General features: G+C 63.4%; 23 protein-coding genes and 1 pseudogene. 4 read left to right on the top strand and 20 right to left on the bottom strand.

Annotated features, from left to right (window positions below):
- Window positions 1-47 precede the first annotated feature (47 nt).
- Both JTE92_RS20155 and JTE92_RS20150 read left to right on the top strand, forming a co-directional pair.
- Complete coding sequence (locus JTE92_RS20155) at window positions 48-1,067, top strand: Bug family tripartite tricarboxylate transporter substrate binding protein (RefSeq protein WP_063238944.1); 1,020 nt, start codon at window positions 48-50, stop codon at window positions 1,065-1,067.
- 768 nt (window positions 1,068-1,835) lie between these two features.
- On the top strand, window positions 1,836-2,108 hold the full coding sequence (locus JTE92_RS20150) for a hypothetical protein (RefSeq protein WP_063239058.1): 273 nt from the start codon (window positions 1,836-1,838) through the stop codon (window positions 2,106-2,108).
- Between the two features lie 73 nt (window positions 2,109-2,181).
- Here JTE92_RS20150 and JTE92_RS20145 read toward each other — a convergent pair whose 3' ends face one another.
- The 3 genes from JTE92_RS20145 to JTE92_RS20135 form a co-directional block, all read right to left on the bottom strand.
- Window positions 2,182-3,123: a LysR substrate-binding domain-containing protein gene (locus JTE92_RS20145; protein ID WP_063238945.1), complete on the bottom strand. Its 942-nt coding sequence runs from the start codon at window positions 3,121-3,123 to the stop codon at window positions 2,182-2,184.
- Between the two features lie 158 nt (window positions 3,124-3,281).
- Window positions 3,282-4,571 carry an Nramp family divalent metal transporter gene (locus tag JTE92_RS20140; RefSeq protein ID WP_063238946.1) on the bottom strand — a complete coding sequence of 430 codons (1,290 nt, stop codon included), beginning with the start codon at window positions 4,569-4,571 and terminating at the stop codon, window positions 3,282-3,284.
- A 188-nt stretch (window positions 4,572-4,759) separates the two neighbouring features.
- Window positions 4,760-5,446, bottom strand: coding sequence for a porin (locus JTE92_RS20135; protein ID WP_204620467.1), 687 nt, complete (start codon window positions 5,444-5,446; stop codon window positions 4,760-4,762).
- A gap of 62 nt (window positions 5,447-5,508) precedes the next feature.
- On the opposite strand from JTE92_RS20135, the gene JTE92_RS20130 reads away from it, so the two are divergent.
- The gene (locus tag JTE92_RS20130) at window positions 5,509-6,609 is read left to right on the top strand and encodes an IS5 family transposase (RefSeq protein WP_063242167.1); all 1,101 of its coding nucleotides are present in this window, start codon (window positions 5,509-5,511) and stop codon (window positions 6,607-6,609) included.
- Window positions 6,610-6,865: 256 nt separating this feature from the next.
- Here the strand turns inward: JTE92_RS20130 and JTE92_RS20125 are convergent.
- The 5 genes and pseudogenes from JTE92_RS20125 to JTE92_RS20105 all read right to left on the bottom strand — a co-directional run.
- A pseudogene (locus JTE92_RS20125) lies at window positions 6,866-7,219 on the bottom strand (porin); the annotation flags it as partial.
- A 141-nt stretch (window positions 7,220-7,360) separates the two neighbouring features.
- Complete coding sequence (locus tag JTE92_RS20120) at window positions 7,361-9,085, bottom strand: bifunctional 3-(3-hydroxy-phenyl)propionate/3-hydroxycinnamic acid hydroxylase (RefSeq protein WP_084254570.1); 1,725 nt, start codon at window positions 9,083-9,085, stop codon at window positions 7,361-7,363.
- On the bottom strand, window positions 9,082-9,939 hold the full coding sequence (locus JTE92_RS20115) for a fumarylacetoacetate hydrolase family protein (protein WP_063238949.1): 858 nt from the start codon (window positions 9,937-9,939) through the stop codon (window positions 9,082-9,084). Before JTE92_RS20115 ends, JTE92_RS20120 begins: the two co-directional genes overlap by 4 nt.
- A gap of 61 nt (window positions 9,940-10,000) precedes the next feature.
- Window positions 10,001-10,366, bottom strand: coding sequence for a nuclear transport factor 2 family protein (locus JTE92_RS20110; protein ID WP_169834812.1), 366 nt, complete (start codon window positions 10,364-10,366; stop codon window positions 10,001-10,003).
- Between the two features lie 142 nt (window positions 10,367-10,508).
- Entirely contained in the window at window positions 10,509-11,336 is an 828-nt protein-coding gene (locus JTE92_RS20105; protein ID WP_063238951.1) for a VOC family protein, read from the bottom strand.
- Window positions 11,337-11,468: 132 nt separating this feature from the next.
- Here JTE92_RS20105 and JTE92_RS20100 point away from each other — a divergent pair, with 132 nt between their 5' ends.
- Window positions 11,469-12,377 (top strand): LysR family transcriptional regulator, encoded by a 909-nt coding sequence (locus tag JTE92_RS20100; RefSeq protein ID WP_063238952.1) that lies wholly within the window; start codon window positions 11,469-11,471, stop codon window positions 12,375-12,377.
- Window positions 12,378-12,460: 83 nt separating this feature from the next.
- Here JTE92_RS20100 and JTE92_RS20095 read toward each other — a convergent pair whose 3' ends face one another.
- The 12 genes from JTE92_RS20095 to JTE92_RS20040 form a co-directional block, all read right to left on the bottom strand.
- Window positions 12,461-13,720, bottom strand: coding sequence for an Nramp family divalent metal transporter (locus tag JTE92_RS20095; RefSeq protein WP_063238953.1), 1,260 nt, complete (start codon window positions 13,718-13,720; stop codon window positions 12,461-12,463).
- A gap of 223 nt (window positions 13,721-13,943) precedes the next feature.
- Complete coding sequence (locus JTE92_RS20090) at window positions 13,944-14,519, bottom strand: VOC family protein (RefSeq protein ID WP_063238954.1); 576 nt, start codon at window positions 14,517-14,519, stop codon at window positions 13,944-13,946.
- Window positions 14,520-14,664: 145 nt separating this feature from the next.
- Window positions 14,665-15,384 (bottom strand): dienelactone hydrolase family protein, encoded by a 720-nt coding sequence (locus JTE92_RS20085; RefSeq protein ID WP_169834813.1) that lies wholly within the window; start codon window positions 15,382-15,384, stop codon window positions 14,665-14,667.
- Window positions 15,385-15,492: 108 nt separating this feature from the next.
- Entirely contained in the window at window positions 15,493-16,446 is a 954-nt protein-coding gene (locus JTE92_RS20080) for a hypothetical protein (RefSeq protein ID WP_063238956.1), read from the bottom strand.
- 119 nt (window positions 16,447-16,565) lie between these two features.
- Complete coding sequence (locus JTE92_RS20075) at window positions 16,566-17,579, bottom strand: TAXI family TRAP transporter solute-binding subunit (RefSeq protein WP_063238957.1); 1,014 nt, start codon at window positions 17,577-17,579, stop codon at window positions 16,566-16,568.
- Between the two features lie 45 nt (window positions 17,580-17,624).
- Entirely contained in the window at window positions 17,625-18,428 is an 804-nt protein-coding gene (wrbA, locus tag JTE92_RS20070) for an NAD(P)H:quinone oxidoreductase (RefSeq protein ID WP_147318563.1), read from the bottom strand.
- Between the two features lie 414 nt (window positions 18,429-18,842).
- Window positions 18,843-19,655, bottom strand: coding sequence for a 2,3-bisphosphoglycerate-dependent phosphoglycerate mutase (locus tag JTE92_RS20065; RefSeq protein ID WP_232353269.1), 813 nt, complete (start codon window positions 19,653-19,655; stop codon window positions 18,843-18,845).
- Between the two features lie 19 nt (window positions 19,656-19,674).
- Window positions 19,675-20,547, bottom strand: coding sequence for an isocitrate lyase/PEP mutase family protein (locus JTE92_RS20060; protein ID WP_063238960.1), 873 nt, complete (start codon window positions 20,545-20,547; stop codon window positions 19,675-19,677).
- Between the two features lie 56 nt (window positions 20,548-20,603).
- Window positions 20,604-21,560, bottom strand: coding sequence for a Bug family tripartite tricarboxylate transporter substrate binding protein (locus tag JTE92_RS20055; protein WP_169834814.1), 957 nt, complete (start codon window positions 21,558-21,560; stop codon window positions 20,604-20,606).
- 35 nt (window positions 21,561-21,595) lie between these two features.
- On the bottom strand, window positions 21,596-23,605 hold the full coding sequence (locus JTE92_RS20050; RefSeq protein WP_084254578.1) for an oxidoreductase: 2,010 nt from the start codon (window positions 23,603-23,605) through the stop codon (window positions 21,596-21,598).
- 81 nt (window positions 23,606-23,686) lie between these two features.
- Entirely contained in the window at window positions 23,687-24,628 is a 942-nt protein-coding gene (locus tag JTE92_RS20045) for a Bug family tripartite tricarboxylate transporter substrate binding protein (RefSeq protein WP_169834815.1), read from the bottom strand.
- 100 nt (window positions 24,629-24,728) lie between these two features.
- Window positions 24,729-25,547 (bottom strand): N-acyl homoserine lactonase family protein, encoded by an 819-nt coding sequence (locus JTE92_RS20040; protein ID WP_063238964.1) that lies wholly within the window; start codon window positions 25,545-25,547, stop codon window positions 24,729-24,731.
- Window position 25,548 lies beyond the last annotated feature (1 nt).

Here is a 25,548-nt window from a genome sequence, read left to right as displayed (position 1 = left end):
AGCGCCGTGGGCCTGCGGCCCTGTCAAAACATAATCGGAGACCTGTCATGACTATCAACAAGAAATCGGCCGTGAATTCGCGCCGCTCGGCGCTGATCCTGGGCCTCGCCGCGCTCGGCCTTGGCACGCTGATGCCGACGGCCGCCTGGGCCCAGACCGCCTGGCCGACCAAGCCGGTGACGCTGCTGGTCGGCTTCCCGCCCGGCGGCCAGACCGACTTCGCGGGGCGTGCGCTGCTTAGCGGCCTGCAGAGTTCGCTCGGCCAGTCGTTCGTCATCGACAACAAGGCCGGCGTGAACGGCAATATCGCCTCCATAGAGGTAATGCGCGCGGCGCCGGACGGCAACAAGCTGCTGGTAGGCAACGGCTCGATGACGATCATGCCGCATGTCTACACCAAGCTCGGCATCGTCGACCCGCAGAAGCTGACGCCGATCGGCGTGATGCTGCAATCTCCGCTGGTCCTCGTCGTGCCCGCCAGCTCGCCCATCAAGACCTACGCGCAGTTCGTCCAGGAGGTGAAGGCGCGGGACAAGTCGGGCAAGACCGTCGACTATGGCTCGGGGGGCACCGGCGCGCTGCCGCATGTCACGATGGAACTGCTGCGCGAGCGCATGGGCGGCCCGAAGATGAACCATGTGCCTTACAAGGGCAGCAGCCCGGCGATGGTCGACCTGATGGCCGGACGACTGGACGCGATGTTCGATGCAACCTCGGTCGTTGCGCCCTTCATCAAGTCAGGCCAGTTGCGCCCGCTGATGGTCACCGGACCCACGCGCGTGGCAATGATCCCGGATGTGCCGACGGCTACCGAGAGCGGCATCAAGGACTTCACCATCATCTCGTTCATCGGCCTGTACGGGCCGCCGGGCCTGAGCCCTGACATCGTCAGGAAGGCCAACGGCGCCCTGAATACGGCGCTGAAGGACCCGGCCGTCGTCAAGAGCATCGTCGATCGCGGCGACGAGCCCGGTGGCGGCACACCGGAGCAGCTCGCCACCCTGACCCGCACCCACTACAAGATATGGGGCGACGTGGTGAAGGCAAACAACATCACGGCTGATTAAGACCGCACAGGCGATGCACCTGCACGTGGCCCGGTAAATCCATTTGCCCGGCCACGGGACACGCCTTGTCCAGCCAGCTTGCTTGACGCAGGCAAGGTTGACAGAAGGTTCCGGAAGGCACCTCACCGGTGCAGTTCTGCAGGCCGTTGGTCACCTTGCAGCCCACGCTGCCGACCTCCGCCAGGCTCACCGCAACGCCCGCCCCTGTACCCGGAGCGCATGGCGGTTGGCCAGACCCTGCTCCATGGCGTCGAACATCACCGCGCCGGCACGCCAGCCTTGCGCGCCGGGTTGACGCACATGGGCGCGACCATCGACTCCACCTTGGCATGGTGTCTCCTGACCGGGAGGCGCTTGGCCGCGCCTTCGCGGCCCACACCGTCCCGTGCGGACAGGCGAGGCTCAACCGCGCAACGCTGCGTCGAAGCCCAGCCAGACGTCATGCAAGCCCGCGCGGTGCGCCCGGCACGTGGCGGCCACGGCGCGCACACCTGACACCCCTGCCGCAGCGTGCGGACGTGTGATAAGCGCGGCTAATCAGACCGCGTGCCGCGCGTACACGACATACACGCCAAAGTGCGGGGCAAGCCGCGCATGCGGGCACCGTGCCGCGGCTTATCAGCCGGCGCACCCGATCTAATTGGCCCTTCCGCGCGGCAGCGACCACACTGCAACGCAAGGACCGGCATCCAACCGGCCCGCCCGATGCCGATACAGATACAGGCACCGGCCCGACCTGAAGCTGACCTGAACCTCATGGAGTCCATCATGACCAAGCAGACCAACCGTTTCGTCCCCCTGCTCGTGGCTGCCCTCTCGGGACTGGCCCTTGCCGCGCCCGCGATCGCCGCCGGCGGCCATGCCGATGTCTACAGCAACGGCGGCAGGATCACCGCGCAGCGCGATGTCTTCACCCAGGGCAACCGGATTGGCGCGCGCGACGTGTACACGGACGGCGCGCGCGATATCCACCGTCCTCGCAACGCCTTCTACGACGGCGCCCGCAGCGCCCCGTACGACACCTTCAGCCAGGGCGCCTGAAGCGGCGCGCCGCAGCGCGTGGCGTGGCCCGCGGGTGCCGCACATTCAGTGCGGACGCGCGGCCCCGACGGGGCTATGCCTCGTCGGCGGCCTGCGCCCCATCGAGCCGCTGCTGCGCCCGCCTCGCCTCTTCCGCGGTGATGTCGAGGAAGTCCAGGATCAGCGCATTGGTCTCGCTCTTGCGGTAGAACTGATGCACGACCAGCGGATCCAGCCCGTCGATCAGGCGGTAGACCAGGCCCTGGGCCACCGCGGAGAACACATAAGTTGCCCCCAGCATCACCCCGAGGCCCTGCTCCACCAGCGCGATGCCCATCTGCGCCTGCATGGTTTCGTAGACGAAGTTGGGGGTGAAGTGATGTCCCTTGCAGCGCGCTACCAGCGCGTCGTACAGCGGTGCATTGACGGCGCGCGCCGGCACGACCAGCCGCTCGGCGGCCAGGTCGTCCACGCGCAGGCGCGCAAGCGAAGCCAGGCGGTGGTCCTTGCGCATCAGCAGCGCCCAGCCGGATACGAGCAACGGATCGAGGCCCAGCACATCCCCGGGCGGCATGTCACTGACCGGGACCGCGAAACCGACATCGATCTGCTCGCGCAGCAACGCGTCCATCTGCTGCGCGCCGTTCATTTCATGCCGGACGATCTTGACCTCTGGATAGAGCGCCTGCAGCCGTATCAATGCCGGCGGTACGAACGGCAGGTTGGTGTACTCGACCATACCCAGCGACAGCTCGAACGCCTGGTGCTCACCGGCCTCGCGCGCGCGCCGCAAGGCCAGGTCGATCTCGGCCAGGGCCCGGTCGATGCCGTCGCGCAGGGCCACCCCGGCCGGGGTGAGCGCGACTTGGCGGCGGTCGCGCATGACCAGTTGCACGCCGACCAGTTCTTCAAGCTTTGCCAGTTGCTGGCTGAGTGCGGGTTGGGTCACGAAGGCCAGTTCGGCGGCCCGGCCGAAATGCAGTTCCCTGGCAAGGATCAAAAAATAGCGTAGCTGCCGCAGCTCAAGAGCTCTCATGATGTGCGCGCCTCTCCGGCCATGGCCGCTCCCGGCGCGCCACTGCGTGGCCGATCCATGCCGGCGCAAGGGAGACACGAACTATCGTAGGTGCCTGCCCGTGGCTGGCGCAAGCCGCAATTGGCCGCCGCCTGACCTACAACTTCCGGGATCGCGCACTACAGACCATGCACGCTGACGCCAACCGCTTGCAGCAACAGGATAGCGTTCATTAGCAGTACGCCTCCGGCGCAAAGGCTTGCCACGCCAATGATCAAGGTACGGTTCCGATACCGGCCCATGAATTCGGTTCTGGACGTGAACCAGATGAGTGCGATCATCGGAAACGGCAGGGCAAGACTGAGCACTACCAGACTCATGACGAGAGTTTGTGCCGCGTTTGCACCCAGCGCTATCACGATGAAACTCAGGATCATTGGAATTGTGCGTCGCAGCCAGATCGGCATCTGCATACCAACGAAGCCTCGCATGATTGCCTGCGCGGCCTTCTCGCCCACGGCCGAACTGGATATTCCCGAGGCGACCAGAGACCACAGGAAGATCCCCGCAGCAGCGATGCCGAGAAACGGAGCGAGCGTATCGTATCCCCCCTCGATTTTCGCCAGGACAGGATGCCCCTCGTGAAAGGCGCCAGCCGTCATGATGACCATGGCCATGTTGATTAACCCGGCTACCGTCAATGCCGCGACGATTTCGTAGTTGGCATATTCCAGCAGCTTCTCATGCCCGGACTCAAGCTTTGCCCAAGAGCGCCCTTGGCCAAGCCCGGAGTGCAACAATAGTGCGTGCGGCATGATGGTCGCTCCAATGAGGCCTGCAGCGAACGTCACGGTTTGCGCATCGGACGGTTCAAACCTGAACAGGTGTGGCACAGCGCCTGCCCAGGCAATCGAGGCAACGAACAATTCAGCGAGATAGGACAAACCAATGATGCCGACCAGGGTACCGATCACCACCTCGAGTGGACGGTAGCCGCCCTCCGCGATGATGCGTATGAGATATGCCACAATCGCCATGACGATCATGCCGACCAGAAGCGGCAAGTGAAATAGCACGCTCAGACCTATCGCGCCACCCAGAAATTGGGCCACGCCTGTAGCCATCGCGGAAATTTCACTGATCACCCACATCAGGTAAACCAGCGGCTTGGGAAAATGACCGCGGCAGAGTTCCGCGAGATTGTGCCCCGTGACGATTCCGAGCCTGGCGGAAAGCGACTGGAACAACATGGCAACGGCATTTGCCAGCAGCACAATCCAAAGCAATGAATAATCGTGGCGCCCGCCAGCAGGTGTATTTGCCGCAAAGTTCCCCGGATCCATATATGCGACCGATACGATCACGGCAGGCCCGAGGAATGGCAGGAATCCGGACAGGCGGTTCTGGCGCCCCTTCAACGTGGCATCCATCACGACATCCATAACCACTTGTCCCCAGCTGTCATTCATTCTCCCCTTCAATTAATTGTTCTGCGGCAACGGTGCAGAGTGGAATACCTGGTGGCATGCGTAAAGCAATATTTGACGAAGGCGCCATCGCGGAAAGCGAAGTACGGGTAGCCGCCGAACGGCACGTCATGCCGGGCCGTGGCAGGCGCGGCATGACCTGTTACCGGACCGTTCCGGCTTGCCTGCGGCTAGAACTTGTGCCGAATGCCCACGGCCGCGCCGAACATATTGGTCTTGCCCTGGCCGAGCACATAAACGTTTGAAAAGCCAAGGCTTGCCGAATGAAGGTCCAGTCCGGCGTTCTTGGCATACGCCGTGGTGAGATAGACGTCGGTACGCTTGGACAAGGAGTAGTCAGCAATGAACAAGACTTCCCACGGATTGGCCGGGTGCACCGTCGGAGCGGCCGGCGTCACCTTCATGGTGCGCAGGTCCTGGTAGTAGTAGCCCAGCGAGAGCTTCAGCACCGGGGAAATCGCGTAGATTCCTCCGATCCACCAGAGATTGTCGTGCAACGCCACCGTGCCGTCGGGGAACTGGTTCCTGCCCCACCGGTATCCCGCCATGATCGTCGCGCGATCGAAGGCATAGTTCACGGCCCCCGCTGCTTTCCTGAACTTGCCGGTAGCGCCGGTCGCAGGCGTGATCGTCGGCCTGTATTCGTCGTAGGCAACGGTGGCGGAGAAGCTTCCGTTCGCGTAGACCAGCGAAGCGCCATAGCCGATGTCACGCATGAATTGGCCCGGCACTTCGCCAGCCCCGGCAACGCCGTTCCCGAAAGACCAATACCCCTCGCCGCTGAAGCTGCCGAATTTCCCGGCATATTTGACCGTATTGTCAGACCGGTAATTAACAGGCTGCTGAAATACCTCCAGCGGAAGTCAGCGCGACAGCCGGGTGAAGCGTTGATTTGAGGATCCCATCCAACCTCACATTTATGCGCGGCGCAGACACCTTCTCCGAAAGCCTGTTCACCATGCGGAGGCTGGATGATTTCGTGCCAAAGTCCCACCCGCTGCGCTCGATCCGCACTATGGCCAACCTGGCGCTGGTGAAGATGAACCGGTTGTTCGCGCAGATGTACGAGGCCGACATTAAGGGCGGCCGGCCCAGCATCGCGCCGGAGAAGTTGCTGCGGGCCATGCTGCTGCAGGTGCTCTACAGCATTCGCTCCGAACGCCAGCTCATGGAGCAGACGCAATACAACCTGCTGTTTCGCTGGTTCATCGGGCTGTCGATGGACGATACAGTTTGGGTGCCCACGGTCTTTACCAAGAACCGCGAACGGCTGATCAAGCATGATGCGGTGATCGAGTTCTTCAACGAAGTGCTGGCCATCGCGCAGAAGAAGGACTGGCTGTCGGGCGAGCACTTCAGCGTCGACGGCACGCTGATTCAAGCGTGGGCGGGCCACAAGAGCTTCGTGCGCAAGGATGGCGGCGACGAAGACGACAACGACGGCGCCAACTTCAAGGGTCGCAAGCGCGGCAACGACACGCACGAGTCCAAGACCGATCCCGATGCCAGGCTCTACCGCAAGGGCAAGACCGCCAGTGCACTGCGCTACATGGGTCATACCCTGAGCGACAACCGCCACGGCCTGGTGGTGAGCGCGATGGTCACCAATGCGGACGGACATGCCGAGCGCGAGGCCGCCAAAGTCATGCTAAATGATGCCAGGCAGGTGGCTGAGGACCTGGATGTGGAAGTCACCGTGGGCGCGGATAAGGGCTACGACGCCGAAGAATTCATTCAGGCATGCCTGGAGATGAAGGTGACGCCCCACGTGGCACAGAACACCTCGGGGCGGCGCTCGGCCGTTCCGGACGAGATCGCCAACAGCACCGGTTATGCGATCTCGCAGCAGAAGCGCAAGTTGATCGAACAAGGCTTTGGCTGGGCCAAGACCGTGGGGCGCATGCGCCATGTGATGGTGCGCGGCCTGAAGAAGGTTGACCAGATGTTTGTGCTGAGCATGGCCGCCTACAACCTCGTGCGCATGCGCTCGCTGGGACAAATCCGTCCGCAGTTGCCGTAATCGCGGTAATGAGGCCGGAATCAGGTACCAAATCGCTGATAAAGTCGATGCAGTGACGTTCGGCTTCCGGATTGTGAAAAATCACAAACCAATCAGCCTTGCAGGGGAAGCTTCGCCGCTTGCGCGGCGAGTACTTCAGCAGCCTGTTAAGGCCGGTCATGACATCCAGTGGCTCATACTGGTAAGCGTATGCGCCCGGCGAGAAATTGGCGAGTGCAGTGCCAAGGGGGGTGTACTGCCGTCCGAACGTCAGCGCGCCGAGACTACTGGACAATCCGACGAAAGCCTGTCGACCAAACAGGCGCCCGCCCTGCATGGATTTCCCGTCGTCCAGACTGAAGCCGCTTTCGAGCACGAACAACGCCTGTACGCCTCCTCCCAGGTCCTCCACGCCGCGCAAGCCCCAGCGAGATGCCGACATCCCCCCGCTCTGCAGCGCGACGCGGTCATGCCCCGGGCCGACGGACACCTGTCCCGTCACGGGGTTTACGGTCGGCTGGCCAGGGGCGATGTTGGTGACGTACTCGACGTTCGCATCCACGACCCCATAAAGGGTTACGGTAGTTGCCCAGGTATCGGGCGCTACAGTTCCCAGCGCACTCAGTGCCATCACCGCATACAGCGATCGCTTCATGTTCAGTGTCTCCAGATTTATTAGATATTGTCAGTTGCTGCACCACCACCTCACGCCCCCTCACTTCGAAAGCACATTGCAAAAAGTAAGGAGAAGCAAGTTCCTCCCTCAGATCACTCAATCGATCTTCTCGGCCATTTCCTCATCAGCCGGCACAACTGTTCCAGCCGCTTCCTGGGAAACAGCGGACCTCGTTTGCCCTGTGGCGCAGGCAAGGCGCGCGAATAGTTGGGCCAGGGCGGCGATGCTCGCAGGGTCGCCCTCCTTCGCATAGCCCAATACATAGCGATCCGGGCGGACGAACATCACGTCCGCGCCGGCACTGCGCATGATGTCCTCCAGGATCCCGGCATCGTCGCGGATGACGGCATCATTGCAGCCCGGCTCGGGTGGCTCGATGAAGTCGTCGATCCTGGGAACGATCCTCACCCGCCGATATGGCACACCGGTACGCTCGAAGAGCTGGCCGAACCCGGTCAAGCTCGCGCCCGGCAGCATCAGCATGGCGAACCCGGACCCGAGCACCTCGTCGAGTCGAATGCGTTCGCCGTGATAGAGCTCGACCCATGGCTGAGGCAGGAGCTGACCACCCGGAGCGGAGGCGCGTCTTGCGTTTCCCGCTGAGAAGAATCCGCTCAGGAAGCGCGGCTTCGGCTTGAATCGCAGATGCAGGATGTAGTCACGCACGGGACGGTAGGTGCTGACGAGCCTCAGCGTTGCCTGCATCAGGATTGCACTGGCCACGGATGTCGGCTGCATGAACCTGCCGATGCGCATGGCCATGCGGATCAGCGCCCACGCATGCGGGCGACGCTCTTCCTCGTAGCTGTCGAGCAACGGCTCGCCCAGGCGCCCATGCACGACCGCGGCGAGCTTCCACGAAAGGTTTGCAGCATCGCGCACGCCGCTGTTCATGCCCTGTCCGGCAAAGGGCGGCGTCAGGTGCGCCGCATCGCCGGCCAGGAATACGCGCCCAGTTCTCCAGCGCTCGGCGACGCGCGCGTGAAACGTGTAGACGACCTTTCTAGCGATCGGCAGGGCAGCGTCCGCCGGGTCCCGAGCGCGGATCCACTGACGGATCCGCGCTTCATCCAGCACATCCTCCGCACTTTCATGGTCGTGCAGCATGAACTCGTAGCGCAGCGTGCCATGCGGCCCCGGCAACCGGATCGCCGGCCTTGCAGGGTCGCAGAAGGTCCTGGTATGACGGAACGGCGAGGTCCGTCCGGTCAGGTCGACGATGAGCCACCGTTTGCCGTAGGTCTTGCCGGCAAGGACGATGCCGAGCTGTTCGCGGATGCCGCTTCGCCCGCCATCACAAGCCACCAGCCAATCGCACCGAACCTGCTTGATCTCGCCTGCATGCGACAGTTGCAACCGAACGCCGTCGCCGTAGTCAGTGAAGGCAACCGATTCGTGGTCGAACTTTAATGCTACGTGCTCGAACCGCTTCAGGTTGTCCCGTAGTTGCGCGACGAGGACCTGCTGGCGGAAGGCGTTCCGCTTCGGAAAGCCGTACTCGCTGGCGTTCGGCTCGACCCGCGCGAACTCCTTTCCGCGCCAGGAGTAGTACCACGTGCCGTAGCCCCTGACTACCTGCTCCAGTACCGATTCGACCACGCCCGCAGCCTGCAGCGTGCGCAGGCTTTCATCGTCAATGCTGACCGCGCGCGGCTCATCGACAACGTCCGAGCCGCGCTCCACCAGCAGCGTCCGGACTCCATAGGTGCCCAGCAGATTCGCCAACGTCAGTCCGGTGGGGCCGGCTCCGACGATTACCACCGCATAGTGCGGCGCGTTTCCGGGCTGAGATGCTGCCGCCCGAGAGGCTGGTGAACTCATGCCGCGGCACTCCTTTCAATCGGGTTGCGCAACGTGCCAAGCCCTTCAACGCCTACCTCTATGACGTCTCCCGCCTTCATGAAGACTTGGGGCCGACGCTTGTGCCCGACACCGGCAGGCGTGCCAGTCGAAACAATGTCGCCGGGCCGCAGCGCGAAAATCGTGGACAGGTAGTGCACGAGATAGCCCGGATCCCACACCATCTCCCGGAAGTCGGCCTGCTGCATCAACTGCCCATTCAGCCGCGTAGAAAGCCTCATGTCGCCCGGCCGCTCGATTTCATCGGCGGTCGTGATCCAGGGTCCGATGGCACTGCTTTTCTCGAAGTTCTTGCCGGCCGGTACACTGTGCTGCTGCCAATCGCGAACCGATCCGTCCATGACGATCGTATAGCCGGCGATATGCTCGCAGCCCCGCGCCGCCGGAATATCGCGCCCGCCCTTGCCGATGACCAGTGCGACTTCGCCCTCGAAGTCATACATGTCCGATATGTGGGGCGCGGCAAGCGTTTCGCCGTGCCCGACAAACGACTCCTGGAATTTGGGAAAGATCGACGGAAAGGGTGACGGCTCGCGTCCGACCTCGCGTTGATGCTCGCCGTACGCCCATCCTATGGCGATGACCCTGGATGCCTTGCCGGGCAGCGCGGGCAAGTACCGGATCGCATCCAGGGGAGTTGCCGATGCCGCGGCCTCCTTCTGCGCTGCGCGCGCTTCTGCAAGCAGATCCTCCGTCAGGATGTCCGCCAGGCACTGGCAACGGCCACCAAAGAACAGACCGAGGTCTATGAACCCATCTTCCGTGATCGCCCCGTACCGGGCGACGCCACCCACGCTGACATTGGCCAGGCGCATATCGTCTCCTCGTGCTTCCTGCAAGGAAGCTGTCGCACAATCGTTACTCTTGGTGAAGCGCCTAATCCCTGACGAAATCCCTGATGACCGACTTGTGCGTGATTCTCCAGGCGCCATCCGTCAAGACGAGCTCGTCCGTATACCGTCCCACCAGATGCGGGGCACTGAAGCAGGCCGGCGATGTATCGCAGTTGGACTGCTCCCGGTACACCGTCACGTAGCTGCGGACCGTGACATGGGAAGCGTCCCGCCGGGTCATGCGAAAGTTGGACAACACGTGCCGCACGCGGATGTCGGCAGGCATTGCCTTGGCCAGCTCACGAAGGCCCGCGATGCCGTCGACTGCGCCATCCGCGCGAAGCCACGTGCCATCCGGATCCAGGTATGCCTCCATGGCATCGAACTCGCGTTGATCGAAGTGGGCCATGAAGCTCACCACGGTGTGTTCGCATGCCAGACGTGTCCTGACGTCGATCGTTTGTGTTTCTCCTAACATATTTTTCATATTTTTTTGTCAATTTATTGAATGACAATAGTGGAATAAATCAGGTAATTTTCCGGACCTTTCTTCAACTTCTGAGATACGCAACGCCCCAGAAATTTCCGGTTTTCTGGCAATGCTCCCATTTTCCGGCTGGCTTGAAATCCGGAACCACTTCCAGCTCCGCCGAGATCTCCAGCCAGTTGCGGTCCGGATCGCGGATCATGATGAAGAGGTTGTTACCCGGGCCATGGCGTCCGGGCCCCCAGTCCAGCGGAATGTCCAGCGTCCCAAAGTGATCTGCCCAGTCTCGGATCAGCGCCCAGTCGCCTGCCTCGTAGCAGTGATGGTCAAAGGATTTCTTCGGCGCCAGGAACACCGCGATGATGTGATGCTCGTCCCCGGCGCGTAGGAATGCGGTCCGCACGCGGCCATCGTCGGAGCAAACCACATCGCTCGTTCGCAATCCCACCACTTGCTGGTAGAACGCAAGCGCACGATCGATATCGGTCGTCCCGATGGCGAAATGCTGGAGCCTGGCCTTCATGCCGTCGCCGGTATCCTCACGTGTGGCATGGCCGAAAACGAGCCGGTTTCCATCCGGGTCGACAATGGAAAAGGCCTCCCCTCCGAACAGGCTCGGCGGGGCCGTTTCGATCGCCACGCCTTCCTCCGCAAGCCGGGCCCGAAACTCTCGCAGCGCCTGCCGCGATGGCAGATTGAGCGCGACGAAGTTCAGCGTTCCCTTCGCGCCGGGAACGATCAGTACGCGGCGCTCGCGTCCGGTGCATTCGAACGCACCGCCCTCTCTCGCCGCGACCGAGAGGTGAAGCGCATTCGCATAGAACGATGCCAACGACCCGGGATCGGGACTGCCGATCGACAGGTGGTCGAGGCTTGCCTGCAGATTTCTCATCTTTACATCTCCCGTTTCCTGAAGCATGAAATTCGCGCGTATTTGTCGTGCAGCGGATTGATTGGACGATACTGAATCAGTATGATTTCTTCTATGCCATGGTTGGTAATTTCGCTATTCCCGGAACCGAATATGACTGAATCTCAGCGAACCGCTGTCGATCTGCAGCATCTGAAGATTTTTCTGGAATTGTTTCGCCAGCGTAGCGTTTCGCGCACCGCGGAGACACTCGACACGACGCAGCCGCGCATCAGCATCGCGCTTGGGAAACTGCGCCAGCACTATCGGGACCCACTGTTCGTCCGCAGCGGCCAGACGATGCAACCCACGGTGCGCGCGATCGAGTTGTCGCGTCCCCTGCTCGAGGCTGTTCGCCTCATCGACCAGTCGGGGGAGACAGTGCCGGAGTTCTCACCGCAAGACGCTTCACGGAAGTTTCGCGTCGCGTTGGCGGACGCGGGCACCTTGGTGACGTTGCCGGGAATCGTTGAGTACCTGCGCCGGCAAGCGCCGCATCTGACGCTTGATATCCGGCCCCTGGACCTTGAAACACCGGAACGCATCGAGCACGGCGACATTGACCTGGCCATCGGCTATATGGGCCAGAGCAAGCGCGGGCTGTATCGGCAGGTGCTGTTCAAAGACAAGTTCGTCTGCCTGCTGCGCACCGACCATCCACTCGCGGGCGCGGCCATTGCGACCTCGGCCTACGCCGCCTCACAACACATCCTGGTCGACGGAAATGGCAGCTCCCTCGCCCTGCTGAGGCGCGCTTTCCGCGATGCACGCATCGCTGTGGAGACGGCGGTGGTAACACCAAGCTATTTCGGAATACCGGAGATGCTGGCTGCAACCGACCTGATCGCAACGGTTCCCGAGCGGCTGGCTGCCGTGCTGCTGCGGAACCATCCCCTGACAACCGCCCCGGTACCCATTTGCACGCCGACGTTCAGCATTTCGCAACATTGGCATCCGCGGTCGCAGCATGACGTGGCACATGCCTGGCTGCGCAAGAGCATTCTCGAGATGAACAGGTCCTGAAGGAAAGAGCGCGGACTGCCGTGCAAGGCAGCCGCGCGCCTGTCCTGGGCCTGGCTCGATCAGGCCAGTCTCATCCGCAGGCCTTACAGGCCCGGAACGCTTACACCAAAGGTTTGAAGCAGCAGGATGGCGTTCATGAGCAGGACGCCCAGCGCCGAAAAGGTCGCGATGCCCACCACCAGCGGCCGGTTCCGGTATCGGCCCATGATGTCCGCGCGGGACGTGAACCAGACCAGTGCGATCATCGGGAACGGCAGTGCAAGACTGAGTATCACCTGGCTCGTGACGAGCGCCTCTGTCGCATTCACGCCGAGCGCCACCACGATGAAGCTCGGGATCATCGTGATCGCCCGGCGTAGCCAGACCGGAATTCGAAACCCGACGAAGCCCTGCATGATGATCTGCCCGGCCATCGTCCCCACCACCGAGCTGGATATTCCCGAGGCGATCAGCGACAACAGGAAGACTCCCGCCGCAGCAATGCCGAGAACGGGTGCAAGGGTGTGGTATGCCGTTTCAATGCTGGCAACGTCGGGATGGCCAGCGTGAAAGGCACCGGCCGCCATGATCACCATCGCCATATTGATCACCCCCGCCGCGGTCAGGGCAACTACAACTTCGTAGTTTGAGGAGCCCACCAGCTTCGCACGCTCGGATTCCGTGTTGACGCTGACGCGGCCTTGCGTGAGCGCGGAATGCAGGAAGAGCGCATGGGGCATGACCGTAGCGCCGATAATACCCACGGCAATGGTCACGGCTTGCGCATCCGGCAGTTCCGGCTTGAAGAGGTGCACCGCAACACCTGCCCATTCAATGGGAACGATGAACAGTTCGGCGATATAGGACAGGCCGATGATGCCGACCAGCGCGCCGATGACTATCTCCAGCGGCCGATATCCGCTTCGCTCGAAGAGCAGGATTGCATAGGTCACGATCGCCGTGATGGCCATGCCGGCAAGAAGCGGCAGATTGAAGAGCAGGCTCAACCCGATCGCGCCTCCCAGGAGTTCTGCCAGGTCCGTGGCCATGGCGGCAACTTCGCTGACGACCCATATCAGGTAGACCAGCGGCTTCGGCAAATGGTCGCGGCACAGCTCCGCGAGGTTGCGGCCAGTGACAATCCCCAGCTTTGCCGACAGCGATTGGAATAGCATGGCGATCACATTGGCCAGCAGGACGATCCACAGCAGCGAATACCCATAGCGGGCGCCCGCCTGGATATTGGTTGCGAAATTCCCCGGATCCATGTATGCGACCGATACCACAACTGCCGGGCCAAAGAATGGCAGTGCCCGGGACAGTTGGTGCTGGGGCGCGCCGGAGCGGGCGCGCATCCGGAACATCGGCTCGCCGCCTGCCGCCCCGGCGACTCTGTTGGTGCCACTTTTATCCATTCCTCCCCCCTGGATGCATGTCCTTGAATGAAGCGCACAGCGTGTTACAGCGATTTCCTTTGTGGAATCCTGTTTATTGCATCAGGTGGTGCGCCTGGTGCCAGCCGTCCCCGCCGGCGCGGGGATAGCTGGCACCAGGCAAAGCCTTTCCGTACGATTTCGAGGCAGGCTGTTATTCAGGCTGGTTCGGCCAGTCGTGCACGAGGTCCGCCCATTTCATGATGCCCACGTCGGGCGCGCCCATCATGCGCGCCTTCTCCTCCGGGTAAGGCTCCCACGTGCAGATCTCAAGCTTGTGCCCCTCGGGACTCATGAAATAGAACGAAACCACGTCCACGCCGCGGTGCCGGAAGGGGCCTGCCACGGGAATCACCTCGCTGAGCCGCTCGAAGTTGCGGGTCAGATCGTCCGCCGACACCTTGAACGCGATGTGCGGCGCGATGTTCGGATCGTCCTTGCGGATGATCATCGAGCCATCGTCGGTCTCGGTGCACTGCATCAGCACGTCGCCGACACGGATAAAGATATGGTGCGAGCGGCCCATCTTGCGGTCCACCTCGTCGAACCCGGCGTAGTAGTACGGCTCGCCGCCCAGCAGTTCACGGATAAAGCGCTCCATCAGCGCGATATTGCGCGTGGGCAATGCGAAATGGTCGATGCGGTTCAGTCCGAATGCATTGTCCTTGCGGACATCCCGATGCCCGATCGGGCTGTACACGTTCTCCAGCGTTGCTTCTTGTTTCGACATCTTGTCTCTCTCCTTCGGTTAAAGTCCTTCCTCTTCCTGAGGATGGGGTCAACGATAATCAGCTGGATGTCTTTTTGCTATTTCACGATTTGTAATCAGACTATTTAAAAAAGCGAATCGAAGCGCGTCTGTTCGGGTCAGTCAGTCAGTCGCCAAAGCTCTCGGCCAGGAACTGGCGCATCGCTTCCCACGAGCGCAAGTCGGCGTTCCTGTGGTATCGGACCCCCGGGATTCCGGCGCGGTCGGCAAAGACGTTGGTGAAGCTGTGCTCGGCCCCGCCGTAGACATTGACCTGCCAGTCGACTCCCGCATTCTTCATCTCGTCCTGGAATGCGGAGATCTGCGCGCCGGGTATGAGGGGGTCGTCGCCTCCCGTGCAAACAAGAACACCTGCCTTGACCTGGCCCGCTTGCGCCGGCGCCGGCGTGTCGAGATTGCCGTGAAAGCAGACGACACCGCGCAGGTCCGTGCCGTCTCGCGCCAGCTCGAGAACGGCGATCCCGCCGAGGCAGAATCCAATCGCTGCCAGCCTCGACCCATCGACCAGTGGATGCCGGCGAAGCGTGTCAAGACCGGCTCTCAGCAGGCCGCGGAACCTGCCGTTGTCCGATCGGAGTTCGTCAACCAGCGGTAGCGCCTCCGACAGGGCCGTCGGCTGCCTGCGGTCGCCATACAGGTCGACGGCCAGCGCCACATAGCCCAGCTCGGCGAGCTTCCGCGCACGCTCCTTCGGTTGCTCGCCGAGCCCCCACAGGTCATGAATGACCAGGACCCCCGGCCGCTTTCCCGCGATGGCGTCGTTGCAGGCGAAATATCCGCCCCGCTTTCGCCCGCCGTGCGAATAGTCGATCTCTTCGGCATGCATGAACAAGTCCTCAACGTTCCTCTGGTGTTCAGGAGTGGCATGGCCGTCCGCCATTGCGGCGCGGCGGCAGATGCCATGGATGCGATGGCGTTTCTGCCCACTACCTCACTAACGAATCATCAGGCGCAGGGCTTCCGGCGTCTTCATGCCGACCCTTACCCCCTTCGCGGACGCCACGTCGTTGACCGCTGAAATGACACCCTCGCTATAGGTGCTCATGCCGTCGCCGATGCGGGCCGACATGGTGGAAACCGCCGCCGCTGCAATTCCCAACGCATTGCTGGGAGGCAAGCCACCTATGCCGGTGTTGTTTTTCGCCATGCCGGCGTCGTTGCCGATCCAGCCCTTTACCCTCCACTTCGCCATCAGGTCCTCGACAACCGCGCCCGAGTGTGCCCCCCAAGCGATGACATCTTTCGAGTAGTCCTGCCCGGGTGGCAGGTTGGTCAGCGCCGATGATGCGAAGATCCTTCCCTCGCCCACGCGGTCCATCTCGTAGACCTTCTTGTCGAACGGAATCGCCAATGCATTGGGCTTTCCGGCGGGCGCCTTGAGCAGCAGCGCACCGGCTTCCGTGATACTCTGCCCCGGCTTCACCCCTAATTCGCGCGCGAGCCGATTGGCACGGGAGATCGTTCCCAGGGCCATGGAATTGCCATTGGAGATGGACGCGCTCATGCCTGCCACGGCCACCACCGGCATGCCGTGCTCATCGCCGGCGGCCAGGGCGCTCACACCCGCCTCGTCTTTTCCGATACCCGCATCGTGGGCGATGACGGCCTTGACCCCTTTGCGCGTGGCATGCGGCAGCGTCGCCGCGCCACAGTAGGAACCCGCAACGACGACATCATTGGTCGTGATGCGGTCGTCGTCCATGAACAGCAGCGAATCCATCGATATCAGCCGGCCTTCTGGCGTTGAAAGCACAGTGCCAAGCTTCTTGTAGCCAAGGGCCGCCGGGTCGGAATCGGTACCCATCATCTGAGCCAGCGCGCGGCCCTGGCAAGCCAGCGATGTCAGCCCGGCGCCGAGTCCGCCGTATAGAAAGCTCCTTCTACGCATCACGTCGATCCTCCGGTGTGTGTCTTGATCGAATTCTTGTTATGGGGCCAGATGGCAGGCCCGCGACGTCTTTCCGCTGATGCCCCGGATGTCTCCTTCCAGGGCAACAGCCGGAGCGCTCACTGGCCGCCGATCACGGCACCATGCTCCTCGTAGAAGCGGACGGCGCCAGGGTGGTAAGTCATCGAGTCGTCGGCGCAGAGCACCTGGGCGCTGATCCGCGAGGTCAGCGGGCTGAACTGTCCCTCCTCGTACATGCCCTCGACTTCCGAGGCATGCTGGACAATCGCCTGGGTCACGAGATAGGCATAGCGCTCGGGCAGGTCGCGGCGGCAGTAGAGGCACCAGCCGCTGAAGTCCACGCAGGCGACGTCCTCTTCGATGCCACGCATGGCGCCCTTCGGAAGCACGGCCCGCTTTGCGCCATATTTGGCTGCGAGACGGTCAAGCACGGGACCGTCGACGGAGAGGAACTGCATGTCAACGGTGTCGGTAATGTCCTTCCACGGCTTGGTCATGATGGCCTCGTCGAAGATCGCGTCGAGTTCGCCGTCGCGGATCTTCTGGACACGGCTCTTTTCCTTGACGTGCACCGCCAGCGCTTCGATCGGTGCCCGATCGGAATCGATCACCTTCCCGCCCCACGATTCGATGTCTGACAGGCTAAAGCCGTATTCTTCGAGCACCTTGTCGATGATCCAGCCGCCCGGATGATCGAAGCCGCGCGGAGCGATGCCGACACGCAGGGGGATCTTGCGCTCAAGGATGTCTTCGACGCGCCTGATGCCGAGGTCCCGCCTCACCATCATCGTCGACACGTCCTTGTGCGGCAGTACCGCGAGTGCCACCAGATCGAGTGGATGCCCTGTCTGGAGGCGGTTCTGGGCCAGCATCCCGACGAGCCACGGCGGCGACGACACGCCGACGTGATAGACGCCCCGATGGACCAGTTCCGGACCTTCGAAGCACATGCGCCCGGCATGGCGCGTATGTACGGAAATGGAAGAGCCAGCCGGCAGCGGGCTGTGGTAGCCATTGAGCGCGTGCGCGACCACCGCGCCCAGGCGAAGCCAGTTGAAACCCGGCATGAGCAGCTTGAATTCAACCGGGTAAGTGTCGTCGAGAATAAGCAAATTGACCTCCTTGGATGGAATCGGAATCGGGTATCGAACCTTCGGTTAAAGTCTTTCCATCTGCCGCCCGCGGCGTACCCACCTCCCCACGCAAGCCGATCGCTCCCCGAGCGCGGCGGCCGCTGCAAGATCCGCGGGTCGTGGCCGGGTGCGAATGCCGTCGACCTTCGACGTCGAGCTTGCTCCGTAGGGAGATCCCGCGATTTCGAAGATGCCGGCGGTGTAGCCCGGGCAGGCCACGATCATGCCGAGATGGCTCATCGCCACCACCAGCGACAACAGCGTCATTTCCTGGCCGCCGTGCGGCGTCGACGCCGTGGTAAAGGCTGCGCCAACCTTGTTGGCCAGGGCCCCGTCGCTCCATATCGGCCCCAATCCGTCGATGAAGCGCTTCATCTCCGCGGAGAGCGTCCCCATGCGCGTCGGGCAGCCAAGGATGACGACGTCAGCGTCCAGCACTTCATCCGCGGTCACGACCGGATATGCGCATGCCGCGGCAAACTGCTGGCCGAATCGCCGGTCCGACAGCAGCTCGTGTTCATTCCGTATCTCGGCGACCCGGCGGATGCTGACGGTCGCGCCGGATTCACACCTTGCACCCCCTGCGACCGCCTGGGCAAGCGACAGCGTATTTCCGGACCATGAGTGAAAAACGACCAGCACGCGGATGGCGGAACCATCTTCAACATCATCAAGTGCCGTTTGTGCAAGCCTTTCGTTCAAGGTTTGTCTCAATGAATAATGCAGGCTGAAATAAAACAAGACATAGCGACGTGAATGGATTTCCGGTTCCGCACGGGTGCATTCAGTCGCATGGAATCGAAAAGCCGCCGCCATATTCTCTTGCAATGAAATATTTGTGCTGCCGGAATGGTCTTCAAGGTAATGAATTCACGTCATTTCCGCCATTTCATATGCCGTATTCGTTTTATTCTCGAAATCGAATGACTAACGTTCGCCGACGATATGGCACTCACTCACCTGGCCCTGCATATGCCTGGCGCAGCCGCGCCGCGAGAAACGGGAACGGGAAGTGGGTGACAACGCTTGAGGTTGAAAGATGCAGCGCCGTCCGTAAAGCAGGGATTGGTGATGTTGCCATCGCGTTGCGCGATGGCAGCCCGTCCCCTATGACGGACTTGAACCCGCGAGGTCAGGTCAGTCCGTGGCGGAAGGGAAAGAAATTCCGCATCGGCGGCAAAGGATAGTGGTAGCAGCGCAGGCTGAAGTAGCCTGCATGCTGCGAGGATTCTGCGCTGGCTGTCACCAAGGTGCGCTCAGCGAGCCGATCCCCGTGCGCGAGACGATGCGCAGCGTATCGTCGAAGCGGAGCACGAGCGGTTCCGCGTGTGCGACTTCGAGCGAGGCGATCCGCCTGTCGTCGATGCCGTCGAGATGCTTGAACAATGCACGCAGCGCGTTGCCGTGCGCCACCATCAGCACGGACTCCCCACCGCGCAACGCTGGCGTCACCGTATCTTCCCAGAGGGCAAGCACGCGCAAGAGCGTATCACGCAGGCTTTCGGTGCACGGCAACGCGGCGGGGTGCGGTAGCCTCGCATCGGAGAACTGCGCGACGATGGCCTGCTGCCGCGCGACATCGAGCGGCGGCGGGGCCTCGTCAAAGCCGCGCCGCCATGCGCGCACCTGGGCCGCGCCGTAGTGGCTCGCGGCTTCGTCCTTGTCCATGCCGGTCAGCGCGCCGTAATGTCGGTCGTTCAAGCGCCACGACCGCACCACGGGCCGCCGCGGCGCGCCGCATCGATCGAGGATCAGATCCAGCGTATGCCCTGCCCGGCGCAGCGCCGACGTGACAGCCAGATCGAACGGCAACGACAGGGCATGGATCTGATCGCCGATGTGCTTCGCCTGCGCGACGCCGTGTGCCGACAGCGCTATGTCCATCCAGCCGGTGAAGCGGTTCGTGCGATTCCATTCCGACTGGGCGTGACGCAAAACCACGAGCGTTCCACAATCTGCCATGCCGACCTCGTCTATTTGCTGGTCCGCCTCGGCAGCGGCTGCGCCTCGCACTTCCAGAACGTCAAGTTCGGCTCGCGTGCGCGGAGCCAGCATGCCGCCTTAGCCATGTGTGTCACTTGTCTTGGTAGCGTTGCTCCAGCTCATCGTACAGCGGCTTGCCGACCAGCCGCTGGCGCTCCCGGAACGGGGCCAGCAGCGCCGGATCCTCGTCCAGCTTTCCGTCCCGCATCAGGGTGCCCAGCGCACGTTGCATGCCGAGCACTGCGCCCTGCAGCGCGGCGTTGGCATACAGCACCAGACTGTAGCCCTGGCGGCCCAACTCGGCGGCCGGCACGGCCGGCGTCTTGCCGCCCACCACGATATTGATCAGCAGCGGCTGTGGCAACCGCTGCGGGACCTTTCTCACTTCGTCCTCGTCGACGATGGCTTCGACGAACAGGATATCGGCACCAGCCTCGGCAAAACGCTGCGCGCGCTCGATGGCGGCGTCAAAGCCCTCCACCGCACGCGCGTCGGTGCGGCCGATGATGAGGAAATCCGGATCGCGGCGCGCATCGGCCGCAGCTTTGATCTTCGACAGCATTTCTGGCAGCGGCGCCACGTTCTTGCCGGCGAAGTGGCCGCATCGCTTCGGGAATATCTGGTCTTCCAGCTGGATTGCGTCGGCTCCGGCACGCTCCAGCACGCGCACGCTATGCCAGACGTTAACCGCATTGCCGAAGCCGGTGTCCGCATCGACGATCAACGGCAGCTCGACGGCATCGCGGATGCGCGAGGTGGCGTTGGCCACGTCGCGCAGGCCGATGATGCCGAGGTCCGGCGCCCCGTAGTGCATGTTGGTCAGGCCCGCGCCGGTCAGGTAGACCGCCTCGAAGCCCTGGTCCGCCACGACCCTGGCACTCATCGCGTTGAATGCACCCGCCACCAGCATGCCGTTGCGCTGCGCTACCCGCTCGCGCAGGACTTGTTTCGTCGACTTGCTCATTGCCTGTTCCCTTTAATGAATGCGGCGTCTCGCCACCCGCGTGGCGGCCGCCGCGGTTATTCGATTCGCGTACCCGAAGCCTTGATGGCTTGCGCCCACTTGTCGGCCTCGCTCCTGAGGAACGTGCTCGCCTGTTTCGGCCCAGAGTTGATGATGCTGACGCCCACGCTCTGCAGCTTCTCGCGCAGCTCGGGTTGGCGTAGCGCCTGGTCAAACTTGCCGGCCAGTGCGGTCACGATGTCGTCGGGCAGCCTTGCCGGTCCCAGCAGCATGTACCAGGTGGTCACCGAATAGCCTTTGACGCCGGCCTCCGCCAACGTCGGGATGTCCGGTGCAATGGGAGAGCGCACGCCGCCCGTCTGGCCCAGCGCGCGCAGGCCACCGCTACGGATGAACGGCAGGCTTTCGGAAATCGGCTGCATCGTGATGTCCAGCCGCTGGCCCACCACATCGGTCATGGCAGCCGAGCCGCCTTTGTACGGCACGTGCAGGTACTGCATGCCCGTCATCGAGCGCAGCACCTCGGCCGCCAGGTGCGACGAGCTGCCATTGCCGGAGCTGGCGAAGCGGATCGCGTCGGGCTGGCCCTTGCCGGCCTGCACCAGCTCCGATACCGAGGAAATACCCAACGACGGCCGCGCCAGCAGAACCAGCGGCGCCTCGCCCACCACGGCGATGGATTTGAAATCCTCCAGCTTGTACTCCACCTTGCGATACAGGCTGGGGTTGATGGCGATGCCCGGCGTGCTGAACAGCAAGGTGTAGCCATCGGCTTCCGAGGTGGCCACGTTGCCGAAGGCCAGATTGCCACCGGCACCCGGCCGGTTCTCCACCACGAAGTTGTAGCCCGACATTTCCGAGACTTTCTGCGTGACGATGCGCGCCACGATGTCGGCGCTGCCGCCGGCCGGAAAGGCCACGACCACGCGAATGGGCCGTTTGGGGTAGTCCTGCGCCAGTGCTGCGCCCGTCGCGGCCGCAAGGAACAGGCCCGCCAACAGAGTCCTTCCCATCGATGTTTTCATCACTGTCACCTCGCCTTTATGGGTCATGCTGGAATGTGGCGTGCGGCACCGGTGCCGCTCAGGGGCACAGCGTCCAACGCCAGCGCGGTCATCCACGCATCACGGATGGCCGCCAGGAAGTCACCGGGCGCGCTGCAATCGCCCACGCGGGTATACGGCACCCCGCTCTGCTCCACCGCCGCCACCGCATCCAGTACCGGACGCGGCCCGGTGGCGAACACCAGCCAGTCGCCGATGGGCAGGCGCTCCATGGGCTGATCGGCCACCTGAATCTCCAGCTCCTGGCCATGCACGCCGAAGATGCGGCAGTTGGCCATCAACCGGATCCCGTCGGCGGCCAGCCGCTCGACCAGTTCGTAGCGGTTGTTGCGCGCCATGCCGGCGGCGATGGACGGCAGCAGCTCCAGCACCGTCACGGCCACACCGCGAACGCGCAGCGCATCGGCCGTCTCCGCGCCCACCATGCCGCCGCCCACAATTGTCACGTGCAGCCCCGGCCGTGCGGCGTCCAGGTCAGCCAGCACTTCCCAAGCGTGGCGCACCCGCACCTTCGCGTCCAGCCCGTCCAGATCCAGCGGTGGACGGGCCGGCTGCGAGCCTGTGGCGACAATGACGTGATCGGGCGCGTAGGCGCGGATGCGGGCGGCATCGGCCTGCATGCCGGTGCGCACCGGCACGCCAAGCGCCTGCAGGGTCTGCCAACGGTAGCTCCACACCGGCTCTACCTCCAGCTTGTCGGGCGAGGCCACGGCGAGCGGCACCTGGCCGCCCGCGCGCGCCTGCCGCTCCCAGACTTCCACATCGTGGCCGCGGCCCTTCAGCACGCGCGCCGCCTCGATGCCGGCCACGCCCGCGCCCAGCACCAGCACGCGCCTGCGCCCCACAGTTGGTGGCGGATACAGTTGCGGCTCGGCGTGTTCCAGCGTTTCGAACTCGGTGCCTATCATCGGGTTCTGTACGCAAGACACGTCCTTCTCCTGCGTCAGGCGCTCGAAGCAGACGTTGCAGGCGATGCATTGGCGGATGGGTGCCCGCACCTTGCCGAAGGCCTTCAGGCACCAGTGCGGATCGGCGTACAGCGCGCGGCCGATCGAGACGAAGTCGGCGCTGCCAGAGGCCAGCACGCGCTCGGCGTCCTCGGGCTGCACCATGCGGCCTGCCACGAACACCGGGATGCCCACTGCCTGCTTGATGGGCCGCGCATGGTCGGCCAGGCAGCCGCGCGGGAACGACGGCGGCTGGATACAGAACTTGGAAAGCTGAGGGCTCTCGTTGCTGCCCCCGGACAGGTCGATGGCGTCGGCGCCCTCGCGCTCCACGGCCTGCGCCAGCGCGATGATGTCCTCCCGGCTGTACCCACCCTCGACGAATTCGCTGGCGCTCAAGCGCACCACCAGGCATAGCTCCGGCAAAGCATCGCGCATGCGGTCGATGGTCTCCAGCAGGAAGCGCATGCGGTTCTCGAGCGTGCCGCCGTAGGCATCGGTGCGGCGGTTGACGCGCGGGCTGAAGAACTGCTGGAACAGGTAGCCGTTGGCGGCGTGGATTTCCACCCCATCGTAGCCCGCCAGCCACAACCTGCGGGCGCTGGCCACGAACAGCTTCTGGATCTCGACGATCTCCGCCGACGTGAGCGGGCGTACCGTGTCGCCGGTATTCGGATTGACCCACGGTGAAGGGCCGACCGGCTCCATGTTGAGCACCGAGCGGCGCAGTAGCGCGCCGCGGTGGTTCAGCTGGCCGAACACCCGGCAATCGTGCCGCTTGATCGCCTCGACGATGCTGGCCAGGCCGGGAATGAACCGGTCGTGGTAGCAGCACAGCGAGTTGTGATGCGGGCGCGCCTGCTCGGTGACGACCATGGCCTCCGTCATGATCATGCCCACGCCGCCGCGCGCGCGCTCCTCGTAGTAGCGCTTGTCGCGCTCGGTGGAGAAGCCGTCGGTCGTGCTGTAGTTGGTGCCCATCGGGGCCATCACGACACGGTTCTTCAGGGGCAGGCTGCCGATGCGGCCTGGCTGTTCCAATAACATCGCTGCGGTCTCCTCATTGATGGGTGGGACGGCGCCGGGCTTCGAGGCACGGCTGCCGGTGGCGAATGGACGCGGGCGTGGTCAGTCGTCTGCCATGGCCCCCGATTGCCTGGCAACCTTGCCCCAGCGCACCGACTCCGACTTCATGAAATCAGTGAAGGCTTCGGGCGACGGCTGCGTAAAAGGCTCGATACCCAGCTTCGCCAGCTTGGCCTTCACATCCGGGGAATCCACGGTCTTGACCAGCGCCGCGTGCAGCTTGTCGATGATGGGCTTGGGCGTCCTGGCGGGGGCCATGACGGCGAACCAGTTGAACGCCAGCACCGACGGCAAGCCACCCTCGCCCGAGGTGGGCACATCCGGCATCACCTGCGCGCGGTGAGTATTGGTGACGGCGATGGGACGAAGCTTGCCGTCGTTGACCAGCGTATAGAGCGCCGGCAGGTCGACGATGATGCCGTCGACATGGCCGCCCACCGCGTCGGTCATGCCTGGCCCCGCGCCCTTGTATGGCACATGCACGATGCGGCCGTTGGACTCGGACTTGAGCAGTTCGATCGCCAGGTGCGGCAGGCCGCCGTTGCCGGCCGAGGCCAGCCTGACATCGCGCTTTTTGGACAGCGCCACAAGCTCGGGCAGGGTCTTGGCCGGGACGTTGGGATTCACCGCCAGCAGCTCGGGCGTTGCGGCCACCGTCGTGATGCCGGCCAGGTCTTTCAGCGGATCGTAGGGCAGCTTCGGATAGGTGTGCGGGCTGATCGCCAGCGGGCTGGCGCTACCCAGCGTAATGGTGTAGCCATCTGGCGCCGCGCGCACCGTGTATTCCGTGCCGATCGTGGCATTGGCCCCGGGCCGGTTGTCTACCACCACCGATACGCCCAGCAGCTCGCCCAGCTTCGGGGCGAGGATGCGCGCAACGATGTCGTTGGAGCCGCCGGGCGGAAAACCCACTACCAGGTGTATCGGCTTGGACGGATACGGTTCGGCCGCCTGGGTCGGCGCGATCCAGGTCGCGAGCAACATTGCCGCCACGGTACCAAGCGTGCGACGCCAGAATGGCTTCGGTCGTTTGCAGAACATAGATGTCTCCATTTTTTATGTTGCGAAGCGGGTCATGAGCGGCTCATCCCGGGGCGCCGGCCGCGGGCGGCAAGTCCAGCCTGGCAGCAATGCCCGCGAGTTCCGGCGATGCCGGCCGATAGCGGCACAGCACCTCCGGGTCGTGGCCGGGTACGATGTGCTCGGGCGAGTCCGCCAAGGCCTGCAGGCGGGCATAGCCCTGGAACACGTCGCCCACGTGGAAGACCAGAGGAAAACACCGCCCTTTCTCGAAGTGCTCGTAGAAATGGCTGGCATCGGACGCCAGTACCACCCAGCCGCGGGCAGTATGCACCCGCACGGCCTGCATGCCAGCGGTGTGGCCACCGATACGATGCACGCTGATGCCGGGACCGATCTCGGCATCGCCGTCGTGGAACACCACCCGGTCGCGGTACACCAGCCGGATCATGCCGGCCACGTGGTCTGGCTCGTAGGGGCGGTTATGCGTGCCGCAGCACATGTGGCGACCGGTGGCGTACGCCATCTCCGCGTCCTGCAGGTGAAAGCGCGCCTGCGGCCAGGCGTCGAACGTGCCCACGTGATCGTTGTGCAGATGGGTGATGACGATCTCCCGCACGTCCTGCGGCGCGACGCCGACCAGCGCAAGGGCCTCCACCGGCGTGCGCAGCAGCGTGCGATGGCGCTTGTCGGCCATGTCTTGCCCGAAGCCGGTATCGATCAGGTACAGGCGCTGCGCATCCCGCACTACCCATATGTAATAGTCCAGCGGCATGGGCGCGTCATGCGGGTCGCCGCCCAGGAAGTTGGCCGCGCGCCGGGCCGGGCGCGTGGCGTACTTCAGGGCCAGGACCTCATAGCGCGGCAGCTCGGCCCCGTTCATG

Source organism: Cupriavidus oxalaticus, assembly GCF_016894385.1.
GTDB classification, from domain to species: Bacteria; Pseudomonadota; Gammaproteobacteria; order Burkholderiales; family Burkholderiaceae; genus Cupriavidus; species Cupriavidus oxalaticus.
This window is presented reverse-complemented; position numbering and strand designations above follow the sequence as displayed.

What these genes read in the sequence shown, in the direction of transcription:
- JTE92_RS20110 (WP_169834812.1), bottom strand. Translation starts at nt 10,366, where the DNA reads ATGGCCCACTTCGATCAACGCGAGTTCGATGCCATGGAGGCATACCTG.
- JTE92_RS20155 (WP_063238944.1), top strand. Translation starts at nt 48, where the DNA reads ATGACTATCAACAAGAAATCGGCCGTGAATTCGCGCCGCTCGGCGCTG.
- JTE92_RS20055 (WP_169834814.1), bottom strand. Translation starts at nt 21,560, where the DNA reads ATGGGAAGGACTCTGTTGGCGGGCCTGTTCCTTGCGGCCGCGACGGGC.
- JTE92_RS20150 (WP_063239058.1), top strand. Translation starts at nt 1,836, where the DNA reads ATGACCAAGCAGACCAACCGTTTCGTCCCCCTGCTCGTGGCTGCCCTC.
- JTE92_RS20140 (WP_063238946.1), bottom strand. Translation starts at nt 4,571, where the DNA reads ATGAATGACAGCTGGGGACAAGTGGTTATGGATGTCGTGATGGATGCC.
- JTE92_RS20130 (WP_063242167.1), top strand. Translation starts at nt 5,509, where the DNA reads ATGCGCGGCGCAGACACCTTCTCCGAAAGCCTGTTCACCATGCGGAGG.
- JTE92_RS20065 (WP_232353269.1), bottom strand. Translation starts at nt 19,655, where the DNA reads ATGCTGGCTCCGCGCACGCGAGCCGAACTTGACGTTCTGGAAGTGCGA.
- JTE92_RS20040 (WP_063238964.1), bottom strand. Translation starts at nt 25,547, where the DNA reads ATGAACGGGGCCGAGCTGCCGCGCTATGAGGTCCTGGCCCTGAAGTAC.
- JTE92_RS20050 (WP_084254578.1), bottom strand. Translation starts at nt 23,605, where the DNA reads ATGTTATTGGAACAGCCAGGCCGCATCGGCAGCCTGCCCCTGAAGAAC.
- JTE92_RS20145 (WP_063238945.1), bottom strand. Translation starts at nt 3,123, where the DNA reads ATGAGAGCTCTTGAGCTGCGGCAGCTACGCTATTTTTTGATCCTTGCC.
- JTE92_RS20090 (WP_063238954.1), bottom strand. Translation starts at nt 14,519, where the DNA reads ATGTCGAAACAAGAAGCAACGCTGGAGAACGTGTACAGCCCGATCGGG.
- JTE92_RS20045 (WP_169834815.1), bottom strand. Translation starts at nt 24,628, where the DNA reads ATGTTGCTCGCGACCTGGATCGCGCCGACCCAGGCGGCCGAACCGTAT.
- JTE92_RS20100 (WP_063238952.1), top strand. Translation starts at nt 11,469, where the DNA reads ATGACTGAATCTCAGCGAACCGCTGTCGATCTGCAGCATCTGAAGATT.
- JTE92_RS20085 (WP_169834813.1), bottom strand. Translation starts at nt 15,384, where the DNA reads ATGCATGCCGAAGAGATCGACTATTCGCACGGCGGGCGAAAGCGGGGC.
- JTE92_RS20080 (WP_063238956.1), bottom strand. Translation starts at nt 16,446, where the DNA reads ATGCGTAGAAGGAGCTTTCTATACGGCGGACTCGGCGCCGGGCTGACA.
- JTE92_RS20115 (WP_063238949.1), bottom strand. Translation starts at nt 9,939, where the DNA reads ATGCGCCTGGCCAATGTCAGCGTGGGTGGCGTCGCCCGGTACGGGGCG.
- JTE92_RS20060 (WP_063238960.1), bottom strand. Translation starts at nt 20,547, where the DNA reads ATGAGCAAGTCGACGAAACAAGTCCTGCGCGAGCGGGTAGCGCAGCGC.
- JTE92_RS20120 (WP_084254570.1), bottom strand. Translation starts at nt 9,085, where the DNA reads ATGAGTTCACCAGCCTCTCGGGCGGCAGCATCTCAGCCCGGAAACGCG.
- JTE92_RS20105 (WP_063238951.1), bottom strand. Translation starts at nt 11,336, where the DNA reads ATGAGAAATCTGCAGGCAAGCCTCGACCACCTGTCGATCGGCAGTCCC.
- JTE92_RS20095 (WP_063238953.1), bottom strand. Translation starts at nt 13,720, where the DNA reads ATGTTCCGGATGCGCGCCCGCTCCGGCGCGCCCCAGCACCAACTGTCC.